The organism is Pseudidiomarina sediminum DSM 21906, from assembly GCF_000423165.1.
Classification (GTDB): Bacteria; Pseudomonadota; Gammaproteobacteria; order Enterobacterales; family Alteromonadaceae; genus Pseudidiomarina; species Pseudidiomarina sediminum.
In genome coordinates this window covers 1,353,363-1,374,536 of sequence record NZ_KE383983.1, presented here as the reverse complement: position 1 = coordinate 1,374,536, position 21,174 = coordinate 1,353,363, and the positions used below count along the sequence as shown (strand labels likewise).

The window sequence follows — 21,174 nt, the reverse complement described above, 5'->3', positions numbered from 1 at the left end:
AGAGGATAGGGGTGTTGCTTTCATTTGCTGAATGGTTTGGCGTGGTCGCGCTGATCACTAATTTTATTGCTTATCGTCAACCCACCGCGGATCGCTACCGGGTGGTTTCGGCACTCGCTTTGGGCGCGCTGTCGGTACACTTTTTTATGTTAGATGCCATTGCAGGTGGGGTCGTCACCGCCATGGCAGTATTACGTAACTTTATCGCCTTACGTTGGCAGGGCCCGGTGGTGTTGTGGGGCTTTGTGCTGCTCAATGTTTTGTGTTTAGTGGTGGAATGGTTGTTTCCTATTGCTGCCTTGCAATGGGGCGCAACGGGGCTAGAAGTCGTGTTCTCTGAACAGCCCAGTCATTGGGCCATTTGGGTTGCCTATAGCTCGTCGATTATTTTCACTGTGGGCTCAATCAAACTGAATGACCCGAGCCGCATTCGGCGGTGGTTTTTATTGGCTGAAGTCTTAGGTTTGAGTTACGCCATTTTAGTCGGGAGTATTTCTGGAACCATCTTCAATATTGTTAATCTAAGTAGCATCATTCTTAAATTGTTACAGGATCGCCGCGCGCAGCGCTTGTAATTTCACGATTTGACCTCAATATTCCTAAGAGGTCATCGACAATAATGTAGGACACTATGCTTATATACATTCGCCAATGGCAGGAAAAAATCAAACCGCAAGCTGGCGCAAACCCGTTCATGATCGTCTTGAGCTGGCTTCTGTTCGGATTGTTTTTAGTGGTCGCGCTAGGATTGGGGCTGATCTTTTTGTTAGTCGGTTGGATTTTATTATTGCCTGTGTTATGGCGTAAACGTCGTCAAATTAAACAAATGTGGCAATTCAACAAAGCCGCACAACAAGCGCAGCGTGACGCCAAACAGCGTTACCAGCAGCAGCGTCAGCAAGCGAGCGATCGTGCTGACGACTCCGTTATTGATGCTGAATACACCGTCAAAAACGACGATACCTCGCGTTAATGCTTCAACGTCTTAGGATGACGTTTATAACGTCGTCCTAAGCGTTTACACCCGCCGACCAAAACATCACTCAACAGCGCAAACGCCAGTGCTACTAACGCCCCTGTGGCCAACGCAGTTTGCGTCAGCGGCACATTAAAACTGTACTGTTCGAGCGTGCCTTGCAATAACTCTTCATCATGTTGCCAAACTAACGCCCAAAGTTGCGCCGGGTAACTTTGTTGCTGTAATTGTTGTTGGCGCTCGAATGCGGTAATGCGTTGGACGAGTTTACGAATAATCGCTGCTTCGTCGCGAAAGGCGGGCTCGTTACTGTTTTCATGGGCTGCGATTAAAGCGTCAAGCTCACCCTCGAAATACCGATCGGCAATCACTTGATAGTCGTCATAGTAAACTTTGGCTTCGGCATACTGCGCTGCGAGCCGCTGTTGGTATTGGGTCAAAAGGTTAGGGGCTTGGATGCCCAATAAGAGTGCACACGCGGTAAGGGTAAGAACAAAGTAACGGTAAATCATGAGAAAGGTTACCTCCCGGGACGAGAGGTAACCTTAGCATGGGCAAGTTTAGTCTTCTAGACGCTGCTTCGGTGGGAAGGTGCGTCGCACGATGTAGAACAACAATGGTACGAAGAATACGGCCAATAAGGTACCGCCAACCATACCACCAATAACACCGGTACCGATGGCTTGACGACTGACCGCACCAGCACCTGTCGAGAGCGCTAATGGTAAGACACCAAAGGTGAATGCCAAAGAGGTCATCAAGATTGGGCGCAGACGTAGACGTACTGCTTCCAAGGTCGCTTGCAACAGTTCTTTACCTTGGGCTTGTAAATCTTTGGCAAATTCCACAATCAAGATGGCGTTCCGCGCTGAAACCCCCACGGTGGTCAACAGACCTACTTGGAAGTAAACATCGTTTTCAAGGCCACGCATGGTTGCGGCAATCACCGCACCGAAGATACCAAGGGGTACCACTAACATGACCGAGAACGGAATCGACCAGCTCTCATACAACGCCGATAGACACAAGAACACGATTAACAGTGAAAGGGCATAGAGCATCGGTGCTTGGTCGCCGGATACTTTTTCTTCTAGCGAGATACCCGTCCACTCGTAACCAATACCTGTTGGTAGTTGCGCGATGAGTTCTTCCATGGCCAGCATGGCGTCACCTGATGAGTAGCCTGGTGCTGCCTCACCTTGTAAGTTCATCGCTGGAACACCGTTGTAACGCTCAAGACGTTGTGGACCGAAGTCCCAACCGGTGGTAGCAAAGGCTGAGAATGGCACCATCTCACCAACGTTGTTCCGCACGTACCATTGACCAAGGTCTTCTGGTTTCATCCGTGCTTCAGCAACACCTTGTACGTATACGCGCTTGACCCGACCACGGTCGATAAAGTCGTTCACGTAGGTGGAGCCAAAGGCCGAACTTAAGGTGCCGTTGATGGCATCAATCGACAAGCCGAGCGCTTTGGCTTTTTGGAAGTCGACGTCAATTCGGAATTGCGACGTATCTTCCAGACCATTTGGACGAACACCAACCAAACGCTCGTCTTGGGCTGCCATGCCCAACAACTGGTTACGAGCGTTGAGGAGGGCGTCATGGCCTAAACCTGCGCGGTCTTGTAGGTATAAGTTAAAACCACTCGCTGTACCTAGTTCAGGAATTGACGGGAGGTTAAAGGCAAACACCATAGCTTCACGTAGCGTACTCAAATAGCCCATCGCACGACCAATAATGGCATCGATTTGCAACTCTGGCGTGGTACGTTCTTCCCAATCGGTCATACGTACGAAGGCTAAGCCTGAGTTCTGGCCTTGACCGCTGAAACTAAAGCCAACTACCGTGAAGATCGAGCGGATGCCGTCAGCTTCATCAAGGAAGTAGTCTTCAATTTTCTTCATGGTCTCCAGCGATTGCTCTTGCGTAGCCCCTGCAGGTAGCTGCATTTGCGTTAGGAAGACACCACGGTCTTCGTTTGGAATAAACGAGCTCGGCATACGCGCAAATAAGAAACCAAGTACAACCACCAAACCAAGGTAAATCAAGACGAAGCGCACGCTGCGCTTAATGATGCTTTGTACCGAGTCGGTGTAACGCGCCGTCAGGCGGTTGAGGCCGCGGTTAAAGGCACCTAAAGGACCTTTTTTCGGAGCATTGTGGTCAATCGGCTTCAAGATGGTCGCACAGAGCGCCGGGCTGAAGATAATCGCCACCAATACTGACAGTGCCATCGCTGAGATGATAGTGATCGAGAACTGACGGTAAACCGCACCCGTGGAGCCACCGAAGAAGGCCATCGGCACGAATACCGCAGCCATGACCAAACCGATAGCAACGAGGGCGCCGGTGATCTGGGTCATTGATTTGATGGTTGCTTGACGTGGCGATAAACCTTCTTCGCTCATCAAACGCTCAACGTTCTCAACAACAACGATCGCATCGTCCACCAACAAGCCGATGGCGAGGACCAAACCAAACATGGTCAGGGTGTTGATACTAAACCCGAACACCGACATGATGCCAAAGGTACCCAGCAATACGACCGGAATCGCAAGCGCTGGAATAACGGTGGCACGTAGGTTCTGCAAGAACAAGAACATCAATAAGAAGACCAACACAACCGCTTCAAACAAGATCTTGACCACTTCAGTGATCGAGATCTCGACGAATGGGGTGGTGTCGTATGGAATGACCAGTTCAACCCCTTCTGGGAAGTACTGCTCGAGTTCGGCGACAGTCTCTTTTACGGCCGCAGCGGTATCCAACGCGTTCGCACCGGTCGCCAAGGTAATGGCTAGGCCTGACGCTGCTTGACGATTGTAACGACCGACAGTGGCATAGTTCTCACCGCCCAACTCAACGTGGGCAACGTCAGCGATGGTGACAGAAGAGCCGTCTTGGTTCACTTTCAAAAGGATGTCTTCAAACTCATCAATCGTTTCCAAACGGGTTTGGGCGATAATTGACGAGGTTAAACGTTGTCCTTCAAGTGCTGGGGTACCCCCAATTTGACCTGCGGCCACTTGGTTGTTTTGCTCACGTAACGCCAGTACAACGTCTTGCGTGGTCAGGTTATAACGCGTCAGTTTTTGCGGGTCTAACCAAATGCGCATGGCATAAGGTGAACCGAACTGACGCACGTTGCCCACACCAGGTGTACGTGCGATCGGGTCTTTCAAGTTACTGGCAATGTAGTCACCCAAGTCAATCTGGTTCACTTCTGGGTTGCTGGAGATCAAACCAATAACCATTAAGAACGAGTTGTTGGCTTTCGCAACGACCAAGCCTTGATCCTGCACAGCTTGTGGCAGTAACGGCACCACTAATTGCAGTTTGTTTTGCACTTGCACCTGAGCAATATCCGGGTCAGTGCCAGAGGCAAAGGTCAGGGTGATACTGGCATTACCCGCTGAATCACTGGTCGAAGAAAAGTACTGTAAGTTATCGATACCATTAAGGTTTTGCTCGATAACTTGGGTAACGTTCTGTTCCAATGTTTCGGCGGTTGCACCTGGGTAGGTTGCATTAATTTGAACGGTAGGTGGTGCAATTTCCGGGTACTGCTCAACCGGCAGTTGCGTTACCGCAAGACCACCCGCAAGCATAATGATAATTGCAATCACCCATGAAAAAATGGGACGATCGATGAAAAATTTTGCCATAGTTTTACTTCACTTCTTCCGTTTTCACTGGCATTCCAGGTCGAACTTTCTGCAACCCTTCGACAATTACTTGGTCACCGGCGTTAAGCCCTGAGCGCACGATCCAGTCGCTACCTGAGGTGCCGCTGACTTCGATGTAACGGGTTTCGACTTGGCCTTCTTTGTTAACCACCAGCGCCATCGCGCGACCGCGTGGGTCACGACTGACGCCTGCTTGTGGCGCAAGAAGGGCATTGGTCAAGGTACCTGTGGCAACTTCAGCGTTAACGTACATGCCCGGCAAAATGTTGCGATCCGCATTTTCAAACTGGGCGCGCAGGGTAATAGCGCTCGTGCTTGGTTGTACGGTGACCTCGTTGAACAGTAACTTGCCTTCTGCGAGTACCTGCTGTGAGCCGTTGGCGTAAAGTTTTACCGCTGCGTGGTTATTCTCGTCAGTAACGATATGACCTTGTGCAATCGCTTGTTGCAGTTTCAAGTAGTCTTCGCTGCTTTGTTGAATGTCGACATAAATCGGGTCAAGCTGATGAATGGTGGTCATCGCCTGGGCTTGGCCAACGCTCACTAAAGCACCTTCGGTAAGCAACGAGCGACCAATACGGCCACTGATCGGTGCTTCTACTTTGGTGTATTCTAGGTTCAAGCGCGCCCGCTGTTGCTCAGCTTGAGCAACTTTTAACGCCGCTTCAGCTTGCAAATAAGACGCTTCCGCTTCATCGTATTCTTGTTGGCTGATGGCGTTGTCGGTCAACAGTTCTTTGAAACGATTAAACCGGGCACCGGTCGATTTCACGCTTGCTTTTGCTTGCGCGACCGCAGCTTCGGTCGCAGCTAACGCTGCTTCGTACGTGGCTGGGTCAATTTGATACAAAGGTTCGCCAGCTTTTACTTCGCTGCCTTCGGTAAAAAACTGTTGTTGCAAGATGCCACTTACTTGCGGGCGAACTTCAGCGGTACGAAATGCTGTTGCCCGGCCTGGCAAGTTGACTTGTAAGTCGACTTCGCGTGGCGTAAGGGTGACCACACCAACGGTCATTTGCTGCTGCATTTGTGCTTGCTGCGGGCCTTGAGCTTGCTCACCTTCACTGCAACCAGCGACGAAGAGCGCGCCAGTTAGGACAGCGACTGCGATCGGTGATAGGGTACGTTGACGCATGAATAACTACCTCATAATTATATTGTTTAGCATTGCGTGCTAGTGACATTATTTTTCTTCAACGCGATTATACATACATACATGAATGTTTGTAAGCGCGTAGAGTCAATTTCTTGGGACTACGTTTGGTAATTGGTAACAGATTATGTCGAAACCTTTTAAGTTAAGTTTCATTGTTGGGCTCGTTGTGTTGGGTCTGGGCATTCTAGCCATACAAGTTTGGCATAGTTCAAACGATAAGCTTAGCTCAAGTGCGCGAAATGCGCTGTATACCGAGTTACTTGAGATGTCTGGACAACTCAACCGAGATCTACCGCGTCTGCTTGATCGCAACACGCGTTTTGAACGCGCCGAAGCCGCTAATTACGGCATGCGCTTCTATTATAGTTTGATTAAAATTGACCGTTACAGCCACGATATTGAAGACATCCAAGCGCAAATTGAACCGCAGATGCTTGCGGCTTATTGCCAAGGCGATGCCTTAGCTTTTTATCGTGAAGAAGCCGATTTTGTGGAATTTCAGTACCTTGATCAAAGCGGTCAAAAATTGTTTCGTTTGCGCTATACCGCAGAGGCATGTGCGCCAGCATCAATGTAGGAGATTAACATGACAGCTTTAAGACGTTCAGGCATTGCCATTGGCGTAGGTTTTGTCGTTACCGCATTCGCGCCAGCACAAGCAAATGACCAACACTTGCACGACATTGCGAAAGCTGTTTCTGCTGAACGCATTGAGCGTGATATTACCCAGTTGGTCAATTTCGGCACCCGACATACTTTGTCCGAAACAGCTTCGGAAACACGGGGCATTGGTGCGGCACGACGTTGGATAAAAGCCGAGTTTGAGCGTATCTCAGAGGATTGCGGTGGCTGTTTGGAGGTTTATTTTCAAAGTGACGTCATTGCAGACGAGCCACGCATTCCCGACGCAACAGAAGTGGTCAGTGTTATTGCGGTACAACGCGGCACGATTGATCCAAGCCGTTATGTGATTATGTCTGGCGATATCGATTCACGGGTTTCGGATGTCATGGACGCTACTGCAGATGCGCCCGGTGCCAATGACAACGCATCTGGTGTGGCGGGAACGCTCGAGGCTGCGCGGGTGCTCAGTCAGTATCAGTTCGCGGGGACCATTGTTTACGCTGCGTTAGCCGGTGAAGAGCAGGGGCTCTTCGGGGGTAAAATTATGGCCGCGCAGGCGCAACGGGACGGATGGCGTATTAAAGCGGTATTGAACAACGATATGATCGGCAATGTCGAAGGTATTAATGGCGTTATCGATAATACGTCCGCCCGTATTTTTGCCGAAGGCACGCGGATGACGGAAACCGAAGATGAGGCGCGACGCCGTCGTTTTACTGGAGGCGAAGTGGACTCGCCGAGTCGCAACTTAGCGCGCTACATTGACACTATGGCCGATCGTTATATTCCGAACCTCGACACTATGGTGGTGTACCGGTTAGATCGTTTTGGTCGTGGCGGCCACCATCGGCCGTTTAATGACTTGGGGTACCCGGGCGTGCGGATCATGGAAACCAACGAGAACTACCATCGCCAGCACCAAGACCTTCGCGAAGAGAATGGGATCACTTATGGTGATACGCTTGATGGTGTTGATTTCGACTACGCCGCCAAACTTACCGCACTCAACGCTGTAAGTTTAGCGGCAATGTCCTGGGCTCCGAGCCCTCCGGCTGGGGTCAGTATCGAGGGCGCCGTTCGTCCAAGTACAACGTTACGTTGGCAAGCCGCAAGCGCCGCGGAACAAGCGCATGTGGCAGGCTATAAAATTTATTGGCGGCACACCGACGCGCCGAATTGGGAATACAGTCGCGAGGTGGGTAAGGTAACAGAGTACACCCTTGAAAACATTGTGATTGATAACTATTTCTTCGGTGTGGCCAGTGTCAGCCACGATGGTATGGAGAGTCCAGTGGTCTTTCCTGGAGCTGCGGGTGCGTTTGGCGAATGACAACAGAAGTAAAAAGTAATAATGCGAAGGCCAACCGTTGGCTGGAACGCATTCTAGCGTCTAACCACGTGCTGTGGATGATTTTCGTATTGTCGATGCTCGAGTCGATAATTATCCCAGTGCCGTTGGAGCTGGTGTTGATCCCCTTACTTATTCACGAGCGCAAGCGCTGGTTCGCGATCGCTACAGCAACCTTAGCGGGCTGCTTAGTGGGTGCAACCATTGGCTACAGCGTCGGGATGTTCTTATTCGATACCGCGGGACAGTGGGTCTTGGCCTTCTTTGGGTATGAACAAGCCTTTGAGAACTTCCAGCAGGAGTTTAGTGAAAATGGCTTCATTACCTTGTTGTTGGTTGGCATTACCCCGATTCCGTTTCAAGTGGGCATGTTAACCGCGGGCAGCACAGATTATCCCTACGTGCTGTTTATGCTAGCCTCGTTGATCGCCCGTGGCATTCGCTATTACGGTTTAGCCTTGCTGGTCAATTGGCTTGGCGAGCGCATTTTGCATTGGTGGGAAAATTACCAAACCCGACTTGGCATTGGTGCGTTGCTTGCCGGTATCGCAATCTTCCTCTTGGTGGTGCTGGTTTAGCACCACTTTGCCTGTTGTAACGCTGTCGCCAAGCGTTGTAACCCTGCCAAGCCTTGTAAGTCCGTCTCGAACAAGGGCAAAAATGTTTTCGGTAACGCCGCAAACAACGTTTTGATTTGCTGTTGATACTGCTCTTCTTGCTGCCGCCGTTGTTGCAGGAACACGCCATCGGCATGCGCCGGCAGGTTGCGGTTGATAATTAACGCTGCGATAGGCAGTTTCGCCTGTTGCAGCTGTGTCACAGCGCGTTCGGTTTCTAACATCGACAGTTTCTCTGGGGTGAGCACAAAAGCAATCGCAGTTTGCTTGCTATCCTTAATCCGTTCGCGCGCCCGTTGGAACAACTGTTGGCGTTGTCGTAAGCGCGCGGCAATCTGTTGCTGGCGTTCACTCAGATCTTGGGTGCCATGCTGTTGGGGCTCGGCGAGTGGGTGCCGCGGGCTGTGTTGACGGGAGGCACTTAGATGATCCACCACTCCCTGCAATCGTGTCGCGCTTTCGCTGTGCTTTAATAACCCCTGGGTCCATGCTGCCATGGCTTCGGGTAGGATCAGCAAACGTAAGGTATGGCCGGTCGGTGCGGTATCAAAGATCACATGGTCATAGCCTGCGTGTTGAAAGTTGTCGAGCCAGGTTGCCATGGCTTCAAGTAGGGCGGCTTCTTGGGTTCCAGGTGATTGTGCCGACAATTTGAGTTGACGCTCAATCTGTGGGTACATCGATGGCTTGGTTAAATCTTTCATCGCCGCAAGCACCTCACTAATGTGAGCTTCAACTTGTTGCTCGGGGTCCAATTCCATCGCATCTAAGTTTGTTGCTATGGCGGTTGGGGATGCGCCGATCGGCTGGGCAAAGGCATCAGCTAGACTATGGGCCGGATCGGTGGAGATAAGTAACACCCGCCGACCGGCTTGACTGAGAATAAGCGCAAGAGCGCTACTGACCGAGGTTTTGCCAACACCGCCTTTACCGCCGAGGAACAGGATCGGCGGCAGATCGTTAGGCCAAGAAAATGTCATTAACAGCACCTAAACTCGTCAAAGGGGGAATGCTCCATGCCCATCCGCAGATGCCAGTCATGGAATTGCTCCAATAATAGCGGCTGCAACTCAAGCGTGTAGTAACTTGCGGGGTTTGGTATGCCCATGAGTTCGCTATACACATAGAGCATAAACAGATCGTCTTGCTCCCGCTTGGCGCGTGCCACCGCCGCGCGGTAGGGCGCATTGTAATAGTGGTTGGCGAGCTCACTAGCGTTCGCCAGCCATGCACGAATGGCTTTTATTTTCACGGTTGTTGCTCCTTTCTGGCGCGGTTTAAAGCGCCCGCGGCCTCAAGGGCAATCCAAATCGCGGCAATAAGCACTAATAGATCTAAACTGAAGAGGAACCAATCACTGGCATCATAGAAGCCTTTGAGTTGGATCAGTAAGGCAAAAATGGTCATCACCAAGAGGAAAATCAACGGCAGTAAGGTGACATACATAGGCCGTTTTAAGCGTACCAGCATCACGGTGATCACCAACAAAGTTAACCCTGCGAGCAATTGGTTGGTGGTGCCAAAGAGCGGCCAAATGGCTAAGCCGCCGGAACCGTCCGCGCCACCGGCACCAAAGGCAAGAATCAAACAGGAGGCAACGGCGAGGAGGGTGGCCGGTGCGGCTTTTTCCATCCACTTGATGTTATAAATCGCGCCCCATTCTTGGAAAATGTAACGTTGTAGCCGTAGCCCGGTATCCATAGTGGTGCCGGCGAACAGAACGGCCATCACGGTGAGCAAGGTCTCGGAGATCTCGACATCAAGGCTTAAACCTTCTTGCAAAATACGCGCGCCACCGCTGACAAATGCCGACACCCCACCTTGGCCAAAGCTATGGTATACCGCCTGCCAATCGGCCAAGGTTGCGAAACCCGCCGTTACAGCGATAATCGTAGCCAAGGACAATGAGCCTTCACCCAGAGCACCAAAATAGCCGACAAAGCGTGCATCGGTCTCTTTGTCCAATTGCTTCGAGGTCGTGCCTGATGCGACTAAGCCGTGAAAGCCTGAAATCGCACCACAGGCGATGGTGACAAACAACAAGGGCACGATGGATGGCGTGCCTTCCGGGGTAGCGGTGTTAAAGGCTGGCGCCACCAGCTCGGGACCACTGAGCAGAACCGCACCGTAGAGTAAAAATAGGCCAATAAAGAGTTGCAAACCGTTGATATAATCCCGCGGTTGCAACAGCATCCAGACGGGCAGTAATGAGGCAATAGCTGCGTAAAGGAACAGAATCAGGATCCAGGTGGCATTATCAGAAACACCCATTACGGTTTCGGGTAGGCTCAGCGGCACTTCTGGTCCGGCGATGATTAGGGCATACAAGGCGATCACGCCGATCACAGAGACGGTGCCGAGGTTTAACCATTTACGGAAGATAAACTGGCCAATAATTAAAGCGACGAATATCGCTCCCCATACCGGTACTACTGAGCTTGGGAAGTTAATCAACAACCCGGAAATAGCAGTAGCAAACACCGCGTTCACCATCAATAACACCAAAAAGATGACGATCATGAAGAGCGATTGCGAGCGTTTGCCGACCACATCGCCGGTTAAGGCGCCAATCGAGCGCGCGCGGTTGCGGTTTGACGCCCAAATCGCCCCAGCATCGTGCACGCCAGCGAAAAAGATGGTTCCCAGCACCACCCATAAAAAAGCAGGTACCCAGCCCCAAATAACGGCAATGGCAGGGCCGATAATAGGTGCGGCACCGGCGACCGAGGTAAAATGGTGTCCCCAGAGCACATATTTATTGGTGGGCACAAAGTCCACCCCATCTTCAAATTCATGGGCTGGGGTTCGAAAGTTTGGATCGAGTTTATAGATTTTTTCCGCCACAAACTTTGAGTAGAACAGGTACCCCAGCAGCATGCCGCCTAAGCCCAAGAGCATCAGTAAAATAGCGTTCATAAAACACCTTTTTTGTATATGATGAGATGGAATTTCAATTTCGAGGCCTATACTACGGCATCTCACTACTGCACAAACATTCGACAAAAGTATAGCTTGTAAGGGGCATTATGTTTCGTTGGTTTGAAAATCGTTTAAACGCCTTTCCTGAGCCCTGTTACGAGCAGCCGCCACGGAAGTTCCTCGCCTTTTGTTTGTATTACACGCGTGGCGCTTGGCCCTATATCGCGCTGACGGGACTGCTTATGACCGGCATCGCGTTAACAGAAGTGTGGCTGTTTAGCTTTATTGGCAATATTGTTGACTGGTTGACCGAGCAATCGCGCGAAACCTTTCTTGCCGATCAACAGTTATGGCTTATCGGTATGGGCGTTGTGGTGCTCTTAGTGTTGCCACTGTTAGTGGTGGGGCATTCGCTGGTGACCTATCAAACCTTGCTGGGGAATTACCCCATGCGTATTCGTTGGCTGGTTCACAACTATTTGCTACGCCAGTCGCTGACCTTTTATCAAGATGAATTTGCCGGTCGCATCGCGACAAAAATGATGCAAACCGCGTTAGCGGTGCGTGAGTGTGTGATTAAGTTGGTGGATGTCATCAACTACGTCAGTGTGTATTTCATTGGTACCTTGATCATCGTTGCCGCGGCTGACTGGCGCTTAATGCTGCCATTGTTAGGTTGGTTGGCCTGTTACTTGGTGCTGTTGCGCTATTTTGTGCCGCGTTTAGGCAAGGTCGCAGCCCAGCAAGCCGACGCCCGTTCAGTGATGACCGGGCGTATTGTCGATAGCTATACCAATATCCAAACGGTAAAGCTGTTCTCGCACGCCCAACGCGAAAGTGCCTATGCCAAAGAAGGAATGAGCAACTTTTTAGGCACAGTGCACAAACAAATGCGGTTAGTGACGAAACTTTACGTGTGTTTGTATGCGCTCAACTCATTGTTGTTGTTTAGTACCGCGGCGTTGGCGATATCCTTGTGGTTAGATGAGCTGTTATCTGTTGGCGCCATTGCTGTGGCTTTGAGTTTAGTGATGCGGTTGTGGGGCATGAGCCAATGGATCATGTGGGAAGTGTCGGCGCTGTTTGAAAACATCGGTACCGTGCAAGACGGCATCCAAAGTATCTCCGTGCCGCAAGTGATTCAAGACGCTCCTGACGCCGAGCCGCTGGCGTGTTCTGCTGGCGCGGTAACCTTTGATCATGTGGACTTTCATTACTCCGATGACAAACCAGTGTTGCGTGATTTACATCTCGCCATTGAGGCCGGGGAAAAGATTGGTGTGGTTGGGCGCTCTGGCGCGGGTAAGTCAACTTTAGTCAATTTGCTGCTGCGCTTTTACGATGTCACCAGTGGCAGTATTCGCATTGACGGACAAGCCATCGACCAAGTGACACAAGACAGTTTACGGCAACATATTGGTATGGTCACACAAGACACTTCGCTGTTGCATCGGTCGGTGCGTGACAACATCGCTTATGGTCGTCCCGATGCCAGTGACGCCATGATTGAGGCTGCAGCGGCACGGGCTGAGGCGACCGACTTTATTGCCGATCTTGAGGACAGTCAGGGCCGTCGTGGTTATGACGCGCATGTGGGCGAGCGTGGGGTGAAACTGTCGGGCGGACAGCGGCAACGTATCGCCATAGCGCGGGTGATGTTAAAAGACGCACCTATTCTTATTCTCGATGAGGCCACCTCGGCCTTGGACTCGGAAGTGGAAGCCGCGATTCAAGAGAACCTTTACCGTTTGATGGAAGGTAAAACGGTGATTGCCATTGCCCACCGCTTGTCGACCATCGCCGCCATGGACCGCTTAGTGGTGATGGATGAGGGCCGTATTATCGAGCAGGGCACCCATCAAGAGTTGTTAGCCAACAATGGGCTATACGCCAGCCTTTGGCAGCGCCAATCGGGTGGCTTTATCGCCGAATAATGGCAAAGTGAAAAATAAATGGAATAAACCCAAGGGCTCATACGTTTTATAACTACCCTATGGCGAAGCAGCTACCATTGTTTGTTCGGCAGGTGCAACTACACGAAGATTGACGGAATGCAAAAACGGCATCAACAACGCTTTCAACAACTACAGCCCCATCTTGCTGGCGCACAGGTGCTTGCGGAATCCTATTTTCGTTGTCAACAGCGTGCCGCTGATGTGCTGCAAGATAGTTTAGAGGCAGCGCTGACCACGGAGCAGTTTCCCAGCGCTGAACATTGTCGCGCGTGGTTGTTCCAAGTGGTGCGCAATCGTTGTATCGACAGCCTGCGTAAGCAACGCAAGTTAAGCAACGATGATAGCTTTGATTTTACTTCAGCAACGGCGGAATCAACGGCCACCGAAGAAGGGTACAGCGAAGTGCATCAGGCGTTGGCCGCATTGCCATTTGAGCAGCGCGATATTCTCGTGTTACGCGAGTTCAGTGATTGCAGTTACGCTGCGATCGCAGACATTTTAGGGGTGGCTGAAGGTACCGTGATGTCCCGCTTACACCGGGCGCGTCTGGCACTTTCAAAAGAACTTCAACGACGTATGGGAGAGTCTCAATGAGTGACGATACCTATGACCCGAACTGCGAAGCGATCGCTCCGCTCATTAGTGGGGCATTAGATAATGAGCTCACACAACAGCAACACCAGCAATTGCATCTGCATTTGGCGGCGTGTGCAAAGTGCAGCAAAGTGTATCAAGAGTTGAGCGCGTTACGCGGCACCTTAAAGGCTGATTTCACGCACCGTCAACAGCAACAGCTGGTGACAGAATCGAGCGGCGCGCAACGGGTGAATCTTATCGCTTGGTGGGTATTGCTGATCTGTGGCCTCATTTTAGCCGTGGCTGGTGTCGTGAGCTTTTGGTTCGGCTCCGACAGTCCTGTGTGGCTGAAGGTAGTGATGAGTCTGGTTGGCTTTAGCTTGCTGGCGCTCTTTTTAAACGTGCTTAAACAACGGTTGCAACACGCAAAATCAGACCCTTACACTAAGGTAAAACTATGAAACATATTCCAGTATTAACGACAGAAACCGTCGCTGGCGCGACCATCAGTGCAGATTTAGGACTGGTGCGTGGGAATACCATTCGCGCGCGGCATTTAGGACGTGATATTTTGGCCGGATTTCGTAACGTGGTGGGCGGTGAAATTACTGATTACACCAAACTGATGGCCGAAAGCCGTGAGCAAGCGTTAGATCGTATGGTTGCCGAAGCGCGTATGCTCGATGCCGATGCGATTGTTGGGGTACGTTTTACCACCTCAATGTTGGCACAAGGCGCAGCAGAGTTGTTGGTGTATGGCACTGCGGTAAAACTCGCCAAGGCCGACGAACTCGACTAAACTCATTCATCGGCGTCGCGCTACAGGCCTCGTGGCGCCGGTGGCTTTGGTTTGAAAGGGGGAGAGATTACATGCGTAAATTGCTGATCCTAGCTATTTTTGCGGCAGCGCTTTACCACTATTACTACGGTTTTGGCTCACATTTGTTGCCCGACGTCGATCTTGGCAATGTTGCCGGTGATCTGAAACGCAACGCGAAAAATAAAAAAGATCCAACCGAGCTCTCCTTCAAATGTCCGCATGGCTATTATGTTGCCGTGGCGCCCGACTTACAGTCGGCCACGTGTGCACAGCGCACGCAGTTGTAATGGGCCGTAAGGGGCGTAAACGTCTTTACCTTGCCGCCACCCTCCAGTATCGTTACCAAGATCTCGTTAAGGTAAGGGTAGGATTACGTTGAAATTATCTCATTTTGATCGGTTTTGGCTGGCGGAGCATCAACGGCAGCGTGACGTTGCGCAGGTGCATCCGACCGATCTGGATCAGCCCCTTAATGCAGAACACTCCCTTGAACAACAGGTGTTGCAGCGCGCTGAGCGGTGCGCCATACAACGTAATGAACTTACCTATGTGCAGCGTTGGCATCAGTCGCGGCGGCTCTTGACTCTAGTGTTAGGTGTGCTGGCTTCATTGTTGGGCATCGGCACAACCCAAGCCTTACTCAGCCAAGCACAACCCATTTCGCTATTGTTTGCGGTGGGGGTGCTGGTACTACCGAACCTCATGATGCTTTTGCTGTGGGCGCTGTTTGCGCTGCGGCGCAGCAAACCACGCGGTATTACCGCCTTTGGTCTGCAACTGATGTATTGGCTCCAACGTCAACCTGAACAAGCCGCGCTTGCGGCCTCATGGGTCGAGCATTGCCAACGCCAGCGTTTGTTAACGCCATTGATGGCCATCGTCACCCACGGCTTTTGGTTGGTGATTGCCACCTTCAGCGCGGCCACCTTAGTGCTGTATTTAAGCTTTAACGACTATGCCTTTCGGTGGGCCACAACCATTCTAGAGCAACCGCAGCTGATGCAATGGGCGCAGCTCATCGGTTGGCTGCCTGAAGTGTTATTCGGTGTTGCTGTGCCGGAGCAAGGTGGTACCACCTCGACCGCTGATTTCTCTGCCATTGCTGGCCGTTGGTTAACCCTCTGTGTTTTAACCTATGCACTGTTGCCGCGCATGCTCTGTTTGCTTGGCGCCATGTTGGTTTGGGCGTATCGATTGACGCAACTAGGGTTAGATTTGTCTGAGCCCGGTTATTATCGCGTCAGCCAAGCGTTACAAGCGCAGCAACGTGGCGCGCAAGTGGTGGATGCCGACGCCGGCGATGCGGCGGAGCAGTTGGTGTTTCATTATGCGCGTCACGGCGAGGGCGAGCTTATTGCCAGCCTTGATTATGAGGCGGACCCAAGCTGGAACGCAGCGGTGAGCTATTGGGGCGTGGTGGCGAGTTATACGCAAAAACAAGCACTCCTAAAGCAGCTACAGGCACAGCCCGTGGCTCACTTAACCTTACGGGTCGCCAGCAGTTTGACCCCAGATCGCAGTAGCATGCGCTACTTGGCCTCGTTGGCGCCGTATACGCAAGCTCTTAAGGTAGTACTGATCGATGCCGCAGGGGATACCTATCGGGCCCAATGGCAGCAACTGTTACAGCGCTATGAGGTGAACTATGACTGAGCAAACGAGTGCGATCGTGCAGTTGGCCGTGGTTGGCCATACCAATGCTGGTAAAACCTCGTTGTTACGCACCTTACTCTATACCCGCGAATTCGGTGAAGTGGCTACCCGACCGAGCACCACGCGCTCGGTGGTTGCGCAGGGTGTTTGGGTGGAAGGGCGCCAATTATTCAGCTTTTATGACACGCCAGGGCTGGAGTCAGGCTCGGAGTTATTTGCCGAACTAGAACAGCAGCAAGAACAGTATCGCCATGACGGACCGGCACAAATTCGTGCCTTCCTGCAAAGCCCTGCGGCCGATGCCTATTATGCACAAGAAGCCAAGGTATTACGGCAGTTGTTGCAGTCAGATGCAGCGTTTTATGTGATTGACAGTCGCGATCCAGTATTGCCGAAATATCAAGATGAGTTGCATATACTTGCACGTTGCGGGCGGCCGTTATTACCTGTATTAAATTTTACCGCGAGCGCCAATAACCGCGTTGAAGAATGGCGCAGCGCCTTAGCTAAGCTCGGCTTGCACGTGGTGGTGGCGTTTGATTCCGTAGCACCACCTGAAGGTGGCGAGCGTTATTTGTTGCAAAGTTTGGCAACGGTTTTGCCAAGTGCCGAACGCGAAATTCAACAGCTCATATCCCAACGCGAACAGGAACGCCAGCAACGCGTGGCGCAAAGCCTAACGGTGATCGCAGAATTACTGATGGATGTCGCTGCGCAGCATGCCAGCATCGCGTCGGATGCCAGTGAGGCGCAACAGTGTCGTGCTGTGGAGACCTTCCAGCAACAGATCCGCGCACGAGAGCAACACGCAACCCATGCAATTTTGGCACGCTTTGCATTTTTGCCGGAAGACGCTTTGTTCGATCACCTTGATGCCGCTGCTGGGCGCTGGCAAGACGATTTGTTTGACCAAGCCACGTTAAAAGCTTGGGGCAAAGACACTGGATTTGGTGTTGGTGCAGGCGCTGCAGCCGGCGCTGGCGTCGACGTACTGGTTGGGGGCTTAAGTCTTGGCCTTGGCACCGCACTGGGCGCCGCTGCCGGAGGCTTGTACCAAAGTTGGCGGCACTTAGGCCGTAAACTACAAGAACGCATTCAAGGTCAGCGCGTGTTACACATCGATGCGGTGGCGCTGGTGACCATCGCCGCCCGCCAGCTGTACTTAGTGCAGCAGCTAAGCCAACGTGGCCATGCGGCCACCACCGCGGTGAACATCAGCGAACAACACCGCTTTAGTAAAGCCCAAGCGCAACAGCTTGAGAAACACCTACAGCCGTTGCTGACGCGCGCACCCGACCCAGATCGCAACGCCATCCGCCGCGATCTAGAGCACCTGCTCACACAATTGCTCGCAGCGCCTGCGTAGCGCAGCACTATTCAAGTTTGCTGTGCAGTGTTTTCACGCAGGATGTGTTGTTTTTAATTTAAGGCAATTATCCTTCGAAGGATTCGGCCAAAAAAATAACTTATAGGTTAGTGGGGGAGATATTTAATAAAGGCCTGAGTTAATGAGCTCTCCATTTATTTTTAATATAGTCGTGGATCATCGATAAGAAGCACGCATCGATTAAGGCTATAACTCCATACAAAAAGAAAACAGCGCCTGATGAGTCAAATGTATCAATGTCGTAAATTAGCCACAGTATAGGGAATCCAATTAGAACACCGGCGCCGACACGGATTATAGTTAGAGTCGAGTTTCCAACCTCTTCAAAAATAGCGCAAGCGCCTGATACGAACTTTCTTTGGTTGTCTTTTTTAAAATATATATAATGGTTTAAAAATTTGGCTATAAAAAAAATTGAAGACAATATAACAGCATGAATCATTGAAAAATCTTGGGCTAAAAGCATGCTTACGATTGTGTTCAGTTGGTCAATTCCACCTAACCAATACGCAGTGAATAAGGGTAGAAATCCTACCATAAAAACAACAATCAACTCTTTAATAATCGTTGATAACATATACAAACCTTTTCCAATTGCAGCTGTGTAAACTTATAATAGCGACAAATGTTATTGTATTTTTATACTATGTTTAATGTCTAATAAAATATTTATATCCTTGTTAATTAATCCCTCTGTCTCTATGTTGTAATGTCAGAATTGAATGGGGGTTACCTTATAAGATCCATTCAACATAAACATTTGGTTGACGCGATAACTAGAGCGTAGAGGACTTACCAACCGCTAGGTCAGTGCATTGGAATTAATATGAGTTGACTAGATTAGGCAAGATAGATATTTATGGACGTAATCGTACTAGTGCTGGGTAAATTGTTAATTGTCGGGGCTCATTCGAGCCTAACACAGTCCGGTACCATAAGCAGGATGTGCGTCCAGAATATGACTTGCATTGTTGGTTTTTCTGCCCATCTGGCGGTTTTATTATTGACCTGATTTTAGTCCTCCAGACATTAAAATTAAAACTGATTCAATGATCTTTTTATTCCTGGGGGGCTAGGTATAGCTTGCTTAGCAATTAGAGAACTTGTATATCTCAGTGTTATCAGCTCAAGCTGCTTATGACTGGATACTTGTGTATTTTGTAGCCGAAATTAGAGTGCAAAATTCATTCAAAACAGGTTCAGTCAATCCTTTCATGGACTTCGCAAGCGATCTCGTTCTTTCTTAAGACGTTTGCGAAAGCTCTGGCGTAGGCGCGTTTAGGTTCTAGAGATTGTAAGTCCCAAGTAACGTCATCGCTTGGAACGGGATCTGCATCCACTCTCCAACCTCCCTTGTAACTCTTAACTCCAATATGTTTATCTTTCAGCCACTTAGCAAATCCTTTTCGTATATCTGGAATAGTGACCCATGCAAAGCCACATACGCCCTCAAAAATAGTAGAGTGACCGCAGAGTCTCATTGGTACTGGGACGCACTCAAGAGCTGCTTCCTCACCTGCTTTATGAGCCTGATTATAAATATACTCCCACCTTTCCTTACCTATAAGGTATGGAGGGCATATATGCTGGGGAGGAGACCGATAATCTGACTGTTTCTCGCTTTTTTCTGGATACGCGGTAATGAATCGTGCTGAACCGTCTGGATTCATTTGCCAAACTGAACGAATTATTACTGTTTTACCATTGCGTCCAGTTATCTGACTAAAGACAGTATGTTTTATACCGTAACCACTTAATTCAACGCTAACAATTAACCCATGCTTTAAGGATGAACTAATCTGGTCAGCAAGATATTGCCAGTCGTTTGATTCTATACCTAATATTTCGATAAAGAATTTTGCCTTTGGACCTCCTTCTTCGTGCTCTAGATTTAGGAGGTAGCGCGTAAACTTGGCGTTATCCCAGACGAATTGCTTCGCGCTTGTAATCGAGGTATCAAATGAAATAATTGCATTAGGGTTATTCTTAGCGAATTCTAGCAGGGCATGTGCCAGCTTTTGATTATGAGTAAGCTGACTTTTGCCTTTGATTCTATTAACGCTCAGCACTCCTCTATATGAGGTTTTTGTTGGTTGTAAAGGCTGAGGAGACAGTTTATCAAAGAGCAAATCGTTTATTATATTCACCGTAATTTTTGAGGGAAGTTTGTCCCGAAGAAGTGAAGCTGAGTCACTTTCAAGAGCATAAACTCGGGCGCTCTGTACGAACACTCCGCCAACAAGGTCAAAAAGCCTTATTTGTAAGGGGTTGCCAGTATCTATTGTGGCCGCACCAATATAAGGAGCAAATGATTGAAGCTTTGAGTCAATCGTCTTGGCTGCTTGAGGAGAGATAGTAGGCAGAACAATAGTCCAAACTCGCTTGAAGCCCAAAATATAAGGAAAAGTTAAAGTGTTTAGTGTGTTCCACTCTCCCGAGAATGAATCGCTTAAATCGCACAGTATCAGCTGATGAAGTTCGTCGTTTCCTGAGTAAGTTTGAGAGACTCCACCTTTACTTGATGGGTCGGTTGACACACTTGATATTTGATAAGCCAAAGAGTGAGGTAGAAGGTCGCCTCTTAGAACATGGGTATTAGCATTGGAGTCAGCTTCAATTAACGAATTGATTACTTTTGAAGTGCACGGCGGCCCATAAAAGCAATCTAGCTCTGAGTGCTCAGCGTCGAAAAAGAAAGCGTAGCCTTTGTCCAAGAGTCAACTCCATAGCATCATGTAAGAGGGTTAAATTAAACATGATTATTCACTTTATGCAACGGAGCACGTAATACCGTTTGAGCCGATACTAACGGGTGGGGTAGTCTGAGAGAGTTTCAATTAGCCTAACAGCAATACAACCAATAAGTTACAGAACTAAATAGTTCGTTAAGAAATCGAAACGTCAGTTATAAGGCTTCATCACGATAAGTCGATTGTAACCTGCACCCCACAGGGGGCTACGGGATTGTTCTGCATTGAGAACCCCACAGGTTTTTTGACTAGAAGAACTTGGACTTGTCCGTGTTTTCTTGCTTAGCGTGATCTAGCTCCATCTCAATATCAGCGTTTACCTTATCGCGATTGATGATAGCTTCATGATGGCTGTGAGTGTGCAGCGTGTACTGTATGTACGCTGAGTTGTACTTGTCTAGGGGGGCGCCTGCAGAGCCACAAGCCAGATGATTGACGCTTAAGGTGCTTCTTATCCATTCTTCTACTAATGCTCAATTTAGATGCGTACGAGGCTCGTAGTGACCTGAAAGGTGACCCTACGGTGCTCTACTAGCTGTTTAGAATGGACGCATTTTTAATGCTTAAAGGCTTGTAAGTCAATAGTGGAGAGGGTTGAGAGAATTGGTCGGCGTGACTGGATTTGAACCAGCGACCCCTGACACCCCATGACAGTGCGCTACCAAGCTGCGCTACACGCCGACCGAGGGCGTTATATTACTGCT

General features: G+C 50.0%; 20 protein-coding genes and 1 tRNA gene. 12 read left to right on the top strand and 9 right to left on the bottom strand.

Features of this window, described 5'->3' with window-relative positions:
* Window positions 1-11: 11 nt before the first annotated feature.
* Together G535_RS0111930 and G535_RS13620 are read left to right on the top strand one after the other, a co-directional pair.
* Window positions 12-575, top strand: a complete 564-nt coding sequence (locus G535_RS0111930; RefSeq protein ID WP_051207206.1) for a YgjV family protein — start codon at window positions 12-14, stop codon at window positions 573-575.
* Window positions 576-631: 56 nt separating this feature from the next.
* Complete coding sequence (locus G535_RS13620; RefSeq protein ID WP_051207204.1) at window positions 632-973, top strand: hypothetical protein; 342 nt, start codon at window positions 632-634, stop codon at window positions 971-973.
* Here G535_RS13620 and G535_RS0111920 read toward each other — a convergent pair.
* The 3 genes from G535_RS0111920 to G535_RS0111910 are packed head-to-tail and all read right to left on the bottom strand — an operon-like array spanning window position 970 to window position 5,800.
* Window positions 970-1,488 carry a DUF2937 family protein gene (locus G535_RS0111920; RefSeq protein WP_026862262.1) on the bottom strand — a complete coding sequence of 173 codons (519 nt, stop codon included), beginning with the start codon at window positions 1,486-1,488 and terminating at the stop codon, window positions 970-972. The genes G535_RS13620 and G535_RS0111920 overlap by 4 nt on opposite strands.
* Before the next feature lie 48 nt (window positions 1,489-1,536).
* The gene (locus tag G535_RS0111915; RefSeq protein WP_026862261.1) at window positions 1,537-4,644 is read right to left on the bottom strand and encodes an efflux RND transporter permease subunit; all 3,108 of its coding nucleotides are present in this window, start codon (window positions 4,642-4,644) and stop codon (window positions 1,537-1,539) included.
* 4 nt (window positions 4,645-4,648) lie between these two features.
* The gene (locus G535_RS0111910) at window positions 4,649-5,800 is read right to left on the bottom strand and encodes an efflux RND transporter periplasmic adaptor subunit (protein WP_026862260.1); all 1,152 of its coding nucleotides are present in this window, start codon (window positions 5,798-5,800) and stop codon (window positions 4,649-4,651) included.
* A gap of 145 nt (window positions 5,801-5,945) precedes the next feature.
* Here G535_RS0111910 and G535_RS0111905 point away from each other — a divergent pair, with 145 nt between their 5' ends.
* The 3 genes from G535_RS0111905 to G535_RS0111895 are packed head-to-tail and all read left to right on the top strand — an operon-like array spanning window position 5,946 to window position 8,371.
* Entirely contained in the window at window positions 5,946-6,398 is a 453-nt protein-coding gene (locus G535_RS0111905; protein ID WP_026862259.1) for a hypothetical protein, read from the top strand.
* A 9-nt stretch (window positions 6,399-6,407) separates the two neighbouring features.
* Window positions 6,408-7,775, top strand: coding sequence for a M28 family metallopeptidase (locus tag G535_RS0111900; protein WP_026862258.1), 1,368 nt, complete (start codon window positions 6,408-6,410; stop codon window positions 7,773-7,775).
* A complete protein-coding gene (locus G535_RS0111895; RefSeq protein ID WP_026862257.1) occupies window positions 7,772-8,371 on the top strand; it encodes a YqaA family protein in 600 nt (199 codons plus the stop codon). Before G535_RS0111900 ends, G535_RS0111895 begins: the two co-directional genes overlap by 4 nt.
* Here G535_RS0111895 and G535_RS0111890 read toward each other — a convergent pair.
* The 3 genes from G535_RS0111890 to G535_RS0111880 are packed head-to-tail and all read right to left on the bottom strand — an operon-like array spanning window position 8,368 to window position 11,326.
* On the bottom strand, window positions 8,368-9,390 hold the full coding sequence (locus G535_RS0111890) for an ArsA family ATPase (RefSeq protein WP_034728128.1): 1,023 nt from the start codon (window positions 9,388-9,390) through the stop codon (window positions 8,368-8,370). The two genes, G535_RS0111895 and G535_RS0111890, sit on opposite strands and share 4 nt — an antisense overlap.
* Window positions 9,390-9,662 carry a cory-CC-star protein gene (locus G535_RS0111885; RefSeq protein WP_026862255.1) on the bottom strand — a complete coding sequence of 91 codons (273 nt, stop codon included), beginning with the start codon at window positions 9,660-9,662 and terminating at the stop codon, window positions 9,390-9,392. Before G535_RS0111885 ends, G535_RS0111890 begins: the two co-directional genes overlap by 1 nt.
* Window positions 9,659-11,326: a carbon starvation CstA family protein gene (locus G535_RS0111880; protein WP_026862254.1), complete on the bottom strand. Its 1,668-nt coding sequence runs from the start codon at window positions 11,324-11,326 to the stop codon at window positions 9,659-9,661. The genes G535_RS0111885 and G535_RS0111880 overlap by 4 nt, the downstream gene beginning before the upstream one ends.
* 110 nt (window positions 11,327-11,436) lie before the next feature.
* Between G535_RS0111880 and G535_RS0111875 the strand changes: the two genes are divergently transcribed.
* The 7 genes from G535_RS0111875 (at window position 11,437) to G535_RS13610 (ending at window position 17,699) form a co-directional block, all read left to right on the top strand.
* Window positions 11,437-13,263 (top strand): ABC transporter ATP-binding protein, encoded by a 1,827-nt coding sequence (locus G535_RS0111875; protein WP_026862253.1) that lies wholly within the window; start codon window positions 11,437-11,439, stop codon window positions 13,261-13,263.
* A gap of 117 nt (window positions 13,264-13,380) precedes the next feature.
* Window positions 13,381-13,878, top strand: coding sequence for an RNA polymerase sigma factor (locus G535_RS13615; RefSeq protein WP_051207202.1), 498 nt, complete (start codon window positions 13,381-13,383; stop codon window positions 13,876-13,878).
* Window positions 13,875-14,321 carry a zf-HC2 domain-containing protein gene (locus tag G535_RS0111865; RefSeq protein WP_026862252.1) on the top strand — a complete coding sequence of 149 codons (447 nt, stop codon included), beginning with the start codon at window positions 13,875-13,877 and terminating at the stop codon, window positions 14,319-14,321. The genes G535_RS13615 and G535_RS0111865 overlap by 4 nt, the downstream gene beginning before the upstream one ends.
* Window positions 14,318-14,659 (top strand): YbjQ family protein, encoded by a 342-nt coding sequence (locus G535_RS0111860; RefSeq protein ID WP_034728125.1) that lies wholly within the window; start codon window positions 14,318-14,320, stop codon window positions 14,657-14,659. The genes G535_RS0111865 and G535_RS0111860 overlap by 4 nt, the downstream gene beginning before the upstream one ends.
* A 71-nt stretch (window positions 14,660-14,730) precedes the next feature.
* Window positions 14,731-14,967, top strand: a complete 237-nt coding sequence (locus tag G535_RS0111855) for a hypothetical protein (RefSeq protein ID WP_026862250.1) — start codon at window positions 14,731-14,733, stop codon at window positions 14,965-14,967.
* A gap of 88 nt (window positions 14,968-15,055) precedes the next feature.
* On the top strand, window positions 15,056-16,333 hold the full coding sequence (locus G535_RS0111850; RefSeq protein WP_026862249.1) for a DUF2868 domain-containing protein: 1,278 nt from the start codon (window positions 15,056-15,058) through the stop codon (window positions 16,331-16,333).
* Window positions 16,326-17,699, top strand: a complete 1,374-nt coding sequence (locus G535_RS13610) for a GTPase/DUF3482 domain-containing protein (RefSeq protein WP_051207200.1) — start codon at window positions 16,326-16,328, stop codon at window positions 17,697-17,699. The genes G535_RS0111850 and G535_RS13610 overlap by 8 nt, the downstream gene beginning before the upstream one ends.
* Before the next feature lie 139 nt (window positions 17,700-17,838).
* On the opposite strand, the gene G535_RS0111840 is transcribed toward G535_RS13610, so the two are convergent.
* The 3 genes from G535_RS0111840 to G535_RS0111830 form a co-directional block, all read right to left on the bottom strand.
* Window positions 17,839-18,297 (bottom strand): hypothetical protein, encoded by a 459-nt coding sequence (locus G535_RS0111840; protein ID WP_026862248.1) that lies wholly within the window; start codon window positions 18,295-18,297, stop codon window positions 17,839-17,841.
* 622 nt (window positions 18,298-18,919) lie between these two features.
* Complete coding sequence (locus tag G535_RS0111835) at window positions 18,920-20,434, bottom strand: DUF6883 domain-containing protein (RefSeq protein ID WP_026862247.1); 1,515 nt, start codon at window positions 20,432-20,434, stop codon at window positions 18,920-18,922.
* 640 nt (window positions 20,435-21,074) lie between these two features.
* Window positions 21,075-21,151: transfer RNA gene (locus G535_RS0111830), tRNA-Pro, on the bottom strand.
* Window positions 21,152-21,174: the final 23 nt, after the last annotated feature.

Bases quoted from the DNA above. Each gene is read 5' to 3' on its own strand.
- G535_RS0111905 (WP_026862259.1), top strand. From the start codon at position 5,946: ATGTCGAAACCTTTTAAGTTAAGTTTCATTGTTGGGCTCGTTGTGTTG.
- G535_RS0111865 (WP_026862252.1), top strand. From the start codon at position 13,875: ATGAGTGACGATACCTATGACCCGAACTGCGAAGCGATCGCTCCGCTC.
- G535_RS0111915 (WP_026862261.1), bottom strand. From the start codon at position 4,644: ATGGCAAAATTTTTCATCGATCGTCCCATTTTTTCATGGGTGATTGCA.
- G535_RS0111920 (WP_026862262.1), bottom strand. From the start codon at position 1,488: ATGATTTACCGTTACTTTGTTCTTACCCTTACCGCGTGTGCACTCTTA.
- G535_RS13620 (WP_051207204.1), top strand. From the start codon at position 632: ATGCTTATATACATTCGCCAATGGCAGGAAAAAATCAAACCGCAAGCT.
- G535_RS0111875 (WP_026862253.1), top strand. From the start codon at position 11,437: ATGTTTCGTTGGTTTGAAAATCGTTTAAACGCCTTTCCTGAGCCCTGT.
- G535_RS0111890 (WP_034728128.1), bottom strand. From the start codon at position 9,390: ATGACATTTTCTTGGCCTAACGATCTGCCGCCGATCCTGTTCCTCGGC.
- G535_RS0111840 (WP_026862248.1), bottom strand. From the start codon at position 18,297: ATGTTATCAACGATTATTAAAGAGTTGATTGTTGTTTTTATGGTAGGA.
- G535_RS13610 (WP_051207200.1), top strand. From the start codon at position 16,326: ATGACTGAGCAAACGAGTGCGATCGTGCAGTTGGCCGTGGTTGGCCAT.
- G535_RS0111895 (WP_026862257.1), top strand. From the start codon at position 7,772: ATGACAACAGAAGTAAAAAGTAATAATGCGAAGGCCAACCGTTGGCTG.
- G535_RS0111880 (WP_026862254.1), bottom strand. From the start codon at position 11,326: ATGAACGCTATTTTACTGATGCTCTTGGGCTTAGGCGGCATGCTGCTG.
- G535_RS0111855 (WP_026862250.1), top strand. From the start codon at position 14,731: ATGCGTAAATTGCTGATCCTAGCTATTTTTGCGGCAGCGCTTTACCAC.
- G535_RS0111860 (WP_034728125.1), top strand. From the start codon at position 14,318: ATGAAACATATTCCAGTATTAACGACAGAAACCGTCGCTGGCGCGACC.
- G535_RS0111900 (WP_026862258.1), top strand. From the start codon at position 6,408: ATGACAGCTTTAAGACGTTCAGGCATTGCCATTGGCGTAGGTTTTGTC.
- G535_RS13615 (WP_051207202.1), top strand. From the start codon at position 13,381: ATGCAAAAACGGCATCAACAACGCTTTCAACAACTACAGCCCCATCTT.
- G535_RS0111910 (WP_026862260.1), bottom strand. From the start codon at position 5,800: ATGCGTCAACGTACCCTATCACCGATCGCAGTCGCTGTCCTAACTGGC.